Origin of the sequence: Streptomyces sp. NPDC059455, from assembly GCF_042750115.1 — a bacterium.
Taxonomy (GTDB): Bacteria; Actinomycetota; Actinomycetes; order Streptomycetales; family Streptomycetaceae; genus Streptomyces; species Streptomyces endocoffeicus.
Genome location: NZ_JBHYVB010000129.1, coordinates 13,008 through 25,880 on the forward strand (window position 1 = coordinate 13,008; position 12,873 = coordinate 25,880).

Annotated in this window: 1 protein-coding gene; it reads left to right on the top strand. The window is 72.2% G+C overall.

All coding sequences use genetic code 11. The features are described from left to right. Window positions 1-354: 354 nt before the first annotated feature. Window positions 355-12,873 (top strand): type I polyketide synthase (locus tag ACFXB5_RS35170; protein ID WP_385215771.1); only part of this gene is annotated, 12,519 nt, incomplete at its 3' end.

Here is a 12,873-nt window from a genome sequence, read left to right on the forward strand (position 1 = left end):
GCTCCCCACCCCCCCGCCCGCCCCCCCCACACAGAAGCACGAGGACCGCGGCTTGTGTCGGCGGAAAACCACGAGCCCCCCCACCCCCACCTCTGAACCCCCTCCACCCCCGAAAATCGAATACTGGGCGCATTATTTGCTCGAGATCCTTGTGGCCACCGGAATTCTCATGCACTCTGGTGAATTAACGATGGCCATTGTCCGGTGCCCCTCGGATACGGGACCCCAAAGGGATGATAGGGGTCCATAGGGGGTTTGAAGGGGTTTCTGGTCGCCCTGCCCTGTGTAAAGCTGACGTACGGTCTTGGTGTTATGTCTGCGAGGGTAATGGGGCGCGCGATGGTGAGTGAGTCCGTGGATTTCACGCCCGAGCACACCGAAAAGGGGGGCACGAGCCCGGAAGGGGCGTCCCCGTGGCGTGACCGGCTCGCCGCGCTCCCCGAGGCCGAGCGCGCCGAGGCCCTCACCGCCTGGGTCGGCGAGATCGTCGAACAGGCCCTCAAGGACAAGGCGCCGGACCTCCTCGACCCCGAGCGTCCCTTCCTCGACCTGGGCTTCGACTCCCTCGCCACGGTCGATCTGCATGCCCGGCTGACCGCCGCCACCGGACTGCGGCTGCCGGTCACCCTCGCCTTCGACCACCCCACCCCCGCCGACCTCGCCCGCCATGTGCGGGCCGAACTGCTCGGTGCGGACGACGATTCCGACGCTTCCCGGGCCGACGCCGAAATGGGCCCGATAGCCGCCGACGAGCCCATCGCCATCGTCGGAATGAGCTGCCGGTTCCCCGGTGAGGCCGGGTCCCCCGAAGAACTGTGGGAAATCGTCGCGGACGGAAAGGACGTCATCTCCGAATTCCCGGTGAGCCGGGGCTGGGATCTCGCCGGACTTTACGACCCCGACCCGGACCGGGCGGGCAGCAGCTATACCCGCGAAGGCGGATTCCTGCACGACGCCGCCGAGTTCGACCCGGCGTTCTTCGGAATCTCCCCGCGCGAGGCGCTCGCGATGGATCCGCAGCAGCGGCTGCTGCTGGAGACGTCCTGGGAGGTCTTCGAACGCGCCGGTATCGACCCCGCGATCCTCCGGGGCGGCCGGACCGGTGTGTTCGTCGGCGCCGAGACCCAGGACTACGGACCCCGGCTGCACGAGGCCGAGCAGGGCTTCGAGGGCTATCTGGTCACCGGCAACGCCGCCAGCGTCGCCTCCGGCCGGATCGCCTACACCTTCGGCTTCGAAGGCCCCACCGTCACCGTCGACACCGCCTGCTCCTCCTCCCTGGTGGCGCTCCATCTGGCCGTCCAGGCGCTGCGTGCGGGCGAGTGCACCATGGCGCTCGCGGGTGGCGCCGCGGTCATGGCCAACCCCGGCTCGTTCATCGCCTTCAGCCGCCAGCGCGGCCTCGCCCCCGACGGCCGCTGCAAGCCGTTCGCCGCCGCGGCCGACGGCACCGCCTGGGGCGAGGGCGTCGGCATGCTGCTCGTCGAGCGGCTCTCGGAGGCCCGTCGATACGGTCACCGGGTCCTCGCCGTCGTGCGCGGCACCGCCATCAACCAGGACGGCGCCAGCAACGGCCTCACCGCCCCCAGCGGCCCCGCCCAGCAGCGCGTCATCCGCCAGGCCCTCGCCAACGCCGGACTGACGGCCGGCGAGGTGGACACGGTCGAGGCCCACGGAACGGGTACGACGCTCGGCGACCCCATCGAGGCCCAGGCGCTGCTCGCCACCTACGGCCGGGACCGCGAGGCGGACCGGCCGCTGTGGCTCGGCTCGCTCAAGTCCAACATCGGCCACACCCAGTCCGCGGCCGGTGTCGGCGGCATCATCAAGATGGTCATGGCGATGCGCCACGGGGTGCTGCCACGGACGCTGCACGTGGACGAGCCGACCCCGCATGTCGACTGGTCCGCCGGTGACATCGAGCTGCTGACCGAGGCGCGGCCCTGGCCGGAGAGCGACCGTCCGCGCCGCGCGGGCGTCTCGTCGTTCGGCATGAGCGGCACCAACGCGCACGCCATCATCGAGCAGCCGCCGGTCGAGGACCGCGACGGAGCGGACGGTCCTGATGGTGCGGGCGGTCCCGATGGTGCGGACGGTCCTGATGGTGCGGACGGTCCTGATGGTGAGGACACCGCGCGGGGCACCGCCCTGCTGCCCTGGACCCTCTCCGCGAAGACCACCGACGCCCTCCAGGGCCAGGCCGAGCGGCTGCACGCGCTGCTGGAGGCCGACTCCGGCCTCGCTCTCACCGACATCGGCCACTCCCTGGCCACCACCCGCGCCACCTTCGAACAGCGCGCCGTGCTCCTCGCCGGTGACCGCGACGGCTTCCGCTCCGCCCTGCGCACCCTCGCCGACGGCGGCGACGGGCCGTCCGTCGTGCGCGGCGCCCCCGCCGCCGGAAAGCTCGCCCTGCTGTTCACCGGGCAGGGCAGCCAGCGCCTCGGCATGGGCCGCGAGCTCCACGCCGCCCACCCCGTCTTCGCCGAAGCCCTCGACGACGCCTGCTGGTACCTCGAAGAGCAGCTCGAACTTCCGCTCCTCGACGTGCTCTTCGCCGAGGTGGGCAGCCCCGAGGCCGCCCTCCTCGACCGCACCGACTACACCCAGCCCGCCCTGTTCGCCATCGAGGTCGCGCTCTACCGCCTCCTCGAGTCCTGGGGACTGCGCCCCGAACTGCTCGCCGGACACTCCATCGGCGAGCTCGCGGCCGCCCATGTGGCGGGTGTGCTGTCCCTGGAGGACGCCGCCGCCCTGGTGGCGGCCCGTGGCCGGCTGATGCAGGAGCTTCCGGCCGGTGGCGCGATGATCGCGGTGCAGGCGTCGGAGGACGAGGTGCTGCCGCTGCTCGCCGGGCGCGAGGACCGGATCGGCATCGCCGCGATCAACGGCCCCCACTCCGTCGTCGTCTCCGGCGCCGAGGAGGACGCGCTGGAGATCGCTTCCGGTTTTGAGGCGCGGGGCCGCAAGACCAAGCGGCTCACCGTCAGCCACGCGTTCCACTCCCCGCTGATGGACGGCATGCTCGCCGAATTCCGGCGCGTCGCCCAGGTGCTGGAGTACGCACCGCCACGCATCCCCGTGGTCTCCACCGTCACCGGGCGCGTCGCCACCGCCGAAGAGCTGTGCTCGCCCGAGTACTGGGTGCGCCACGTCCGCGAGGCCGTCCGCTTCCTCGACGGTGTGCACACCCTGGCCGACAAGGGCGCCACCACCTTCCTGGAGCTCGGCCCCGACGCCGTGCTCACCGCCATGGCCCAGGACTGTCTGCCCGACGCCGACGGCACCGCGTACGCCGCCGCGCTGCGCACCGGGCGGCCCGAGGCCGAGACCCTGACGGCTGCTGTCGCGCTGGCGTACGTCCGGGGCAAGAAGGCCGACTGGGCCGCCCCGTACGCCACCACCGGCGCCCGCACGATCGACCTGCCCACCTACGCCTTCCAGCGCCAGCCCTACTGGCTCAACGCCCCGGCCCCGGCCGGACCGGCGACCGGGGCCGGGCCGGGCTCGGCGGTGGACGGCCGGTTCTGGGATGTGGTGGAGCGGGGGGATGTGGCCGCGTTGGCGGCGGAGCTCGCGGTGGATCCGGGGGTTTCGCTGGGTGAGGTGTTGCCTGCGCTGTCGTCGTGGCGGCGGCAGGAGTCGGTGCGTTCGGCGGTGGATGGCTGGCGTTACCGGGTGTCGTGGCAGCCGGTGTCGGATCGGTTGGCCAGCGGGGTGTTGGGTGGTTGCTGGTTGGTGGTCGTTCCGGCGGACGAGGCCGAGGGTGTGTGGGCCACGGGTGTGGTGCGGATGTTGGCCGGGCGTGGTGTGGATGTGCGCGTGGTCGCGTCGAACGCGGTGGACCGTGCCGGGCTGGCGGAGGAGCTGCGTACGGCGGTGGGCGACGCCTCGGTGACGGGTGTGGTGTCGCTTCTCGCGGTGGGCGAGGGCGAGGGCGAGCGCGAGCGCGGGTCGGGGCTGTTGCGTACGGCTGCGTTGGTGCAGGCGTTGGGTGATGTGGGTGTGGGTGTGGGTGTGGGTGTGGGTGCGCGGTTGTGGGTGGCGACGCGGGGTGCGGTGTCGGTGGGGCGTTCGGATGGTGTGGTGAACCCGGCTCAGGCGTTGGTGTGGGGGTTTGGTCGGGTGGCGGCGTTGGAGTTGCCGGAGCGGTGGGGCGGTCTGGTCGATCTGCCGGAGTCGGTGGATGAGCGTGCGCTGGGTCGGCTGGCGGGTGTGCTGGCCGGGGCCGGGGCCGGGTCCGGTGGCTCGGGTGAGGACCAGGTCGCGGTGCGGGCCTCGGGTGTCTTCGGCCGTCGGCTCGTGCGGGCGGTCGCGAGCCGGACGTCGGGCGATGAGGGCTGGCGGGCCTCGGGTTCGGTGTTGGTGACGGGCGGTACGGGTGCGCTGGGTGCGCATGTGGCGCGTTGGCTGGTGGAGAACGGTGCCGAGCATGTCGTGCTCACCAGCCGCCGGGGGCTCGATGCCCCGGGCGCGGTGGAGCTGCGCGATGAGCTGGCGGCTTCGGGTGCTCGGGCGACGGTTGCCGCGTGTGATGTGGCGGACCGGGACGCGCTCGCCGAGCTGCTGGCCGGGCTTCCGGCGGAACTCCCGCTGACCGCCGTCGTGCATGCGGCCGGTGTGCTGGACGACGGCGTACTGGACTCGCTCACGCCCGAACGGTTCGCCTCGGTGCTCCGGGCGAAGGCCGACGCCGCGCTGCATCTGGACGAGCTGACGCGCGACCTGGACCTCTCGGCGTTTGTTCTCTTCTCCTCGATCACCGGGTCGGTGGGCGCTGCCGGACAGGGCAACTACGCGGCGGCCAACGCCTACTTGGACGCGCTGGCCGAGCGGCGGCGCGCCGAAGGGCTGCCCGCCACCTCGATCGCCTGGGGCCCGTGGGCGGACTCGGGGATGGCCGGTGACGACGCCATGGAGCGGCGGATGCGCCGCGAGGGCATGCCGCCGATGGCGCCCGAGTCGGCCGTCGCCGCGCTGCGGCAGGCGCTGGACCTCGATGACACCGCCGTGACGGTCGCGGACATCGACTGGGAGAACTTCACCCGCACCCTCACCGCCGTACGGCCCAGCCCGCTGATCGCCGCGCTGGCGGCGGAGGCCGGGCCGGGCGCCGCGACCGGCGGCGACACCGTCAAGGTCGTCACCGACGCCGACTCCGCCTCCCCGCTCGGCGAGCGCATGAGCGGCCTGCCCAAGGCCGAACAGGACCGTGTGCTCCTGGAGTTGGTACGGGCGCAGGTCGCGTCGGTGCTGGGGCACGGTGGGGCCGAGGCGGTGGGGGCCGGGCGCGCCTTCAAGGAGCTGGGCTTCGACTCGCTGGCCGCGATCGAACTCCGCAACCGGCTGAACGCGGCGACCGGCCTGCGCCTGGCCGCCACGCTCATCTACGACTACCCGAACGCCACCGCCCTCGCCGACCATCTGCGGACAGAGCTGGTGGGTGCGGATGCTGCGGTGAGTGGTGGCGTGGTGGCTCCGGCGGTCGCGGTGGCCGATGATCCGATCGCGATCGTGGCGATGAGCTGTCGTTTCCCGGGTGGGGTGCGGTCGCCGGAGGAGCTTTGGGCGCTGCTGACGGCGGGCGGGGACGCGATTGCGGAGTTTCCGTCGGACCGTGGCTGGGATCTGGGGGGGCTGTATGACCCGGATCCGGATCGTCAGGGGACGTCGTACACGCGTGAGGGCGGTTTCCTCTACGACGCCGGGGACTTCGACGCCTCGTTCTTCGGGATCTCGCCGCGTGAGGCCCTCGCCATGGATCCGCAGCAGCGGTTGCTGCTGGAGACCTCCTGGGAGGCATTCGAGCGCGCGGGTATCGACCCGGGCGCGCTGCGCGGCAGCCGTACCGGTGTCTTCGCGGGCACCAACGGCCAGGACTACGCCGGGCTCGTTTCCACCCCGCCCGAGGGCCTGGAGGGCCATCTGGGCACGGGCAACGCGGCGAGCGTGGTGTCCGGGCGGGTCGCCTACACCTTCGGGCTCGAGGGCCCGGCGGTCACGGTGGATACGGCGTGTTCCTCGTCGCTGGTGGCCCTGCACATGGCCGTTCAGGCGCTGCGCGCGGGTGAGTGCACGATGGCGCTCGCGGGCGGCGTCACGGTGATGTCCACGCCGGAGGCGTTCGTCGACTTCAGCCGTCAGCGCGGGCTCGCGGAGGACGGCCGGATCAAGGCGTTCGCGGCCGGTGCGGATGGCACGGGCTGGGGCGAGGGCGCGGGCATGCTGCTGGTCGAGCGGCTGTCGGACGCGGAGCAGAACGGCCACCCGGTGCTGGCCATCGTGCGGGGCAGCGCGATCAACCAGGACGGTGCGAGCAATGGCCTGACGGCGCCGAATGGCCCCTCGCAGCAGCGGGTGATCCGGCAGGCGCTGGCCGGAGCGGGGCTGTCGGCCGGGGATGTGGACGCGGTTGAGGCGCACGGTACGGGGACGACGCTGGGTGACCCGATCGAGGCGCAGGCGCTGTTGGCCACGTATGGGCAGGAGCGGGAGGCCGACCGGCCGTTGTGGCTGGGGTCCATCAAGTCCAACATCGGTCATACGCAGGCGGCGGCCGGTGTCGCGGGCATCATCAAGATGGTGCTGGCGATGCGGCACGGTGTGTTGCCGCAGACGCTGCACGTGGACGCGCCGTCACCGCACGTGGACTGGTCGGCGGGGGCCGTTTCGCTGCTGACGGAGCGGGTGGAGTGGCCGGAGACGGGCCGTCCGCGCCGCGCGGGCGTGTCGTCCTTCGGGCTCAGCGGCACCAATGCGCACACCATCATCGAGCAGGCCCCGGCCGTTCCGACCCTTTCGGCCGCCCCGGCTGCTCCGGGCGCACCGGGCGAGCAGCGCGCGCCGCGTGAGCTGACCGTGCTGCCGTGGCTGCTGTCGGCGAAGGACGGGCAGGCGCTGCACGCCCAGGCCGCACAGTTGGCCACCCACCTCCGCACCCACCCCGAACTGAGCGCGACAGACCTCGCCTTCTCGCTCGCCACCAGCCGCGCCGCGCTGGAGCGGCGCGCGGCGCTCGTTACCACGGACCGCGAGACGTTCCTGGCGGGCCTGGACGCGCTGGCCCGGGGTGAGGCCGTCCCGGGTGTGGTCGAGGGGACGGTCGCTGAGGGCAAGTTGGCGTTCCTGTTCACGGGGCAGGGGAGTCAGCGGCTGGGGATGGGGCGTGAGCTGTATGACGCCTATCCGGTGTTCGCGGATGCGTTGGATGAGGTGTGTGCGCATCTGGATCTGTACCTTGAGCGGCCGTTGCGGGATGTGTTGTTCGGGGATGATGCGGCGGTACTGGATCGGACGGGGTTCACTCAGCCCGCGTTGTTCGCGGTTGAGGTGGCGCTGTTCCGGCTGGTTTCGGAGGCGTGGGGGCTGCGGCCTGACTTCCTCTCCGGGCATTCGATTGGTGAGTTGGCTGCCGCGCATGTGGCGGGTGTGTTGTCTTTGGCCGACGCCGCGAAGTTGGTGGCGGCGCGTGGGCGGTTGATGCAGGAGCTTCCGGCCGGTGGCGCGATGATCGCGGTGCAGGCGTCGGAGGACGAGGTGGCGCCGCTGCTCAACGAGCGGGTGTCGATTGCCGCGCTCAATGGCCCGTCGTCGGTGGTCATCGCCGGTGATGAGGACGCGGCTCTGGAGATCGCGTCTGGTTTCGAGGCGCAGGGTCGTAAGACCAAGCGGCTCACCGTGAGCCATGCGTTCCATTCGCCGCGTATGGACGGCATGCTGGACGCGTTCCGCGAGGTGGCCGAGGGGCTGTCGTACGAGGCCCCGCGTATCCCCATCGTCTCCAACCTCACCGGTGGCGTGGTGTCCGCCGAGGAGATCACCACCCCGGACTTCTGGGTGCGCCACGTCCGCGAGGCGGTCCGTTTCCTCGACGGTGTGCGGACGCTGGAAGCGGAGGGTGCGACGACCTTCGTCGAGCTCGGCCCTGATGGCGTTCTCTCCGCGATGGCGCAGGAGTGTGTGGCCGGCGAGGACGCCGCGTTCGCCGCCGCGCTGCGGAAGGGCCGTGCCGAGGCCGAGTCGGTGACCGCCGCGCTCGCCCTGCTGCACGTCCGGGGCCAGTCCCCGGACTGGGGCGGCTGCTTCGAGGGCACCGGGGCCCGGCGGGTCGAGCTGCCGACGTACGCCTTCCAGCGCACCCGGTACTGGTGGGAGGAGGCCCCGGCGGCGTCGGAGGTCGCGCCGGGCGGTGCCGTCGACGGGCGGTTCTGGGATGTGGTGGAGCGGGGGGATGTGGCCGCGTTGGCGGCGGAGCTCGCGGTGGATCCGGGGGTTTCGCTGGGTGAGGTGTTGCCCGCGCTGTCGTCGTGGCGGCGGCAGGAGTCGGTGCGTTCGGCGGTGGATGGCTGGCGTTACCGGGTGTTGTGGAAGCCGGTGTCGGAGCGGTTGGCCAGCGGGGTGTTGGGTGGTTGCTGGGTGGTTGTGGTGCCCGGCGGTGAGGCCGAGGGTGTGTGGGCCACGGGTGTGGTGCGGATGTTGGCCGGGCGTGGTGTGGATGTGCGCGTGGTCGAGTCGGACGCGGTGGACCGTGCCGGGCTGGCGGAGGAGCTGCGTACGGCGGTCGTGGGTGGTTCGGTGGCGGGGGTGTTCTCCCTGCTGGCGGTCGAGTCCGCGTCCGGCCTGTTGCGTACGGCTGCGTTGGTGCAGGCGTTGGGTGATGTGGGTGTGGGTGCGCGGGTGTGGGTGGCGACGCGGGGTGCGGTGTCGGTGGGGCGTTCCGATGGTGTGGTGGCGCCGGCTCAGGCGTTGGTGTGGGGGTTTGGTCGGGTGGCGGCGTTGGAGCTGCCGGAGCGGTGGGGTGGTCTGGTCGATCTGCCGGAGTCGGTGGATGAGCGTGCGCTGGGTCGGTTGGCGGGTGTGCTGGCCGGGGCCGGTGGTTCGGGTGAGGACCAGGTCGCGGTGCGGGCCTCGGGTATCTTCGGCCGCCGACTGACGGAGGCTTCCCGGACCCGGACCCGGACCCGGACCCGGACCCGGACGTCGGGCGACGAGGGCTGGCGGGCGTCCGGTTCGGTGTTGGTGACGGGCGGTACGGGTGCGCTGGGTGCGCATGTGGCGCGTTGGCTGGTGGAGAACGGTGCCGAGCATGTCGTGCTCACCAGCCGCCGGGGGCTCGATGCCCCGGGCGCGGCGGAGCTGCGCGATGAGCTGGCCGCCTCGGGTGCTCGGGTGACGGCCGCCGCGTGCGATGTGGCGGACCGGGACGCGCTCGCCGAGCTGCTGGCGTCCATACCGGCCGAACTCCCGCTGACCGCCGTCGTCCACGCGGCCGGTGTGCTGGACGACGGCCTGGTGGACACGCTGGACGCCGAGCGCCTGGAGCGGGTGGTGCGCGCCAAGGCCACCTCCGCGCAGAACCTCCATGAGCTGACCCGCGACCTGGACCTTTCGGCGTTCGTTCTGTTCTCCTCGCTCGCCGGGTCGGTGGGCGCGGCCGGGCAGGGCAACTACGCGGCGGCCAACGCCTACTTGGACGCGCTGGCCGAGCTGCGCCGCGCCCAGGGCTTGCCCGCCACCTCGATCGCCTGGGGTCCGTGGGCCGAGGGTGGCATGGCCGCCGACGAGGCGCTGGAGCGCCGGATGCGCCGCGACGGAGTGCCGCCGATGGCGCCCGAGTCCGCGCTCACCGCGCTGCGGCAGGCGCTGGACCTCGATGACACCGCCGTGACGGTCGCGGACCTCGACTGGGACCGGTTCCTCGCCGAGTTCACCGCCGTACGGCCGAGCGCGCTGTTCGGCGAGGTGCGGGCCGCGCGTCCGGCGCCCGCTGCCGAGGGCGCGCCGCGCCCGGCCGCCACCGCCGGGACCGGCACTCTCGCGGAGCGGCTGTCCGGGCTGACGGAGAACGAGCGCGCACAGACGCTGCTGGAGCTGGTGCGTACGCAGGTCGCGTCGGTGCTGGGGCACGGTGGGGCCGAGGCGGTGGAGGCCGGGCGCGCCTTCAAGGAGCTGGGCTTCGACTCGCTCACCGCCGTCGAACTCCGCAACCGGCTCAACGCGGCGACTGGCCTGCGGCTGCCGGCCACGCTCATCTACGACTACCCGAACGCCACCGCCCTCGCGGACCATCTGCGTGCTGAACTGCTGGGGGCGGATGGTGCGGCGGCGGGTGACGTGGTGGCGCCTACGGTTGCGGTGGCCGACGATCCGATCGCGATCGTGGCGATGAGCTGTCGTTTCCCGGGTGGGGTGCGGTCACCGGAAGAGCTGTGGCAGCTGCTGACGGCCGGTGGGGATGCCATCGCGGAGTTTCCGTCGGACCGTGGTTGGGATCTGGGAGGGCTGTATGACCCGGATCCGGATCGTCAGGGGACGTCGTACACGCGTGAGGGCGGTTTCCTCTACGACGCCGGGGACTTCGACGCCTCGTTCTTCGGGATCTCGCCGCGTGAGGCCCTCGCCATGGATCCGCAGCAGCGGTTGCTGCTGGAGACCTCCTGGGAGGCGTTCGAGCGGGCCGGGATCGACCCGGGGGCGCTGCGCGGTCAGCAGATCGGTGTCTTCGCCGGGACCAACGGCCAGGACTATCTGTCGCTGCTGATGCAGGCGCCCGAGGGCCTGGAGGGCCATCTGGGCACGGGCAACGCGGCGAGCGTGGTGTCCGGGCGGGTGGCGTACACCTTCGGCCTCGAGGGCCCGGCCGTCACGGTCGACACGGCCTGCTCGTCCTCGCTGGTGGCGCTGCATCTGGCGGTGCAGGCGCTGCGGCAGGGCGAGTGCACGATGGCGCTCGCGGGCGGCGTCACGGTGATGTCCACTCCCGAGAACTTCATCGACTTCAGCCGTCAGCGCGGACTGGCCGCCGATGGCCGGATCAAGGCGTTCGCGGCCGGTGCGGATGGCACGGGCTGGGGCGAGGGCGCGGGCATGCTGCTGGTCGAGCGGCTGTCGGACGCGCGGCGCAACGGCCACCCGGTGCTGGCAGTGGTCCGGGGCTCGGCGATCAACCAGGACGGTGCGTCGAACGGCCTCACGGCGCCGAACGGGCCGTCCCAGCAGCGCGTCATCCGGCAGGCGCTGACCAGCGCCGGGTTGACGACCGGCGATGTCGATGTCGTCGAGGCGCATGGCACGGGGACGACGCTGGGTGACCCGATCGAGGCGCAGGCGCTGCTGGCTACGTATGGACAGGAGCGCGCCCCGGAGCGGCCGTTGTGGCTGGGGTCCATCAAGTCCAACATCGGTCATACGCAGGCGGCGGCCGGTGTCGCGGGCATCATCAAGATGGTGCTGGCGATGCGGCACGGTGTGTTGCCGCAGACGTTGCACGTGGACGCGCCGTCGCCGCATGTGGACTGGTCGGCGGGTGCGGTTGCGCTGCTGAGCGAGCAGGTGGAGTGGCCGGAGACCGGTCGTCCGCGCCGCGCCGGTATCTCCTCGTTCGGCATCAGTGGCACCAACGCGCACACCATCATCGAGCAGGCCCCGGAGGTCGACGCACCGGCCGAGGCACCCGAGGGGAATGGCCTCGGCGGCCTGCTGCCGTTCGCCCTGTCGGCCAAGAACGCCGAAGCGCTGCGGGAGCAGGCCGCGCGGCTGCGCACCCACATCGCGTCGCGGCCCGAGTGGGCGCCGCTCGACGTCGCCCACGCCCTGGCCGTCGGCCGCGCCGCCCTGGAGCGGCGTGCGGTGCTGACCGTCGGCGACCGGGACGAGCTGCTGCGGACACTCGACGCGCTGGCCCGGGGTGAGGCCGTCCCGGGTGTGGTCGAGGGGACGGTCGCTGAGGGCAAGTTGGCGTTCCTGTTCACGGGGCAGGGGAGTCAGCGGCTGGGGATGGGGCGTGAGCTGTATGACGCCTATCCGGTGTTCGCGGATGCGTTGGATGAGGTGTGTGCGCATCTGGATCTGTACCTTGAGCGGCCGTTGCGGGATGTGCTGTTCGGGGATGATGCGGCGGTACTGGATCGGACGGGGTTCACTCAGCCCGCGTTGTTCGCGGTTGAGGTGGCGCTGTTCCGGCTGGTCTCGGAGGCGTGGGGGCTGCGGCCCGATTTCCTCTCCGGGCATTCGATTGGTGAGTTGGCCGCCGCGCATGTGGCGGGTGTGCTCTCGCTGGCGGATGCGGCGCGGTTGGTGGCGGCCCGTGGGCGGTTGATGCAGGAGCTTCCGGCCGGTGGCGCGATGATCGCCATCCAGGCGTCTGAGGACGAGGTGGCGCCGCTGCTGACCGAGCGCGTGTCCATCGCCGCGCTCAACGGCCCGACCTCCGTCGTCATCGCGGGTGATGAGGACACGGCTCTGGAGATCGCGGCGGGCTTCGAGGCGCAGGGCCGTAAGACCAAGCGGCTCACCGTGAGCCACGCGTTCCACTCGCCGCGTATGGACGGCATGTTGAACGCGTTCCGCGAGGTCGCCGAGGGGCTGACCTACGCGGCCCCGCGTATCCCCGTCGTTTCCAACCTCACCGGAAACGTCGTCTCCGCCGAGGAGATCACCAGCCCCGACTTCTGGGTGCGCCACGTCCGCGAGGCCGTCCGTTTCCTCGATGGCATCCGGACCCTCGAGGCCCAGGGCGTCACCACCTACCTCGAACTCGGCCCCGATGGCGTCCTCTCCGCCATGGCGCAGGAGTGCGTGACAGCCGGCGAGGAGCCTGCCTTCGCCGCCGCCCTGCGCAAGGACCGCCCCGAAGCCGAGGCGCTGCTCTCGGCCGTCGCACGGGCGCATGTCCGTGGTGTGACGCCGGACTGGGCGGCCGTGTTCGCCGGTGCGGGCGCCGCCCCCGTGGACCCGGCCGAGCTGCCCACCTACGCCTTCCAGCGCACCCGGTACTGGCCCAGCGCCGCCGCCCTCGCGGCGGGCGACCCCGAGTCGAGCGGGGGTGGGGCCATCCAACCCCCCCCCCCCGGGGCCCCCCGCGCGCGGCCGGCA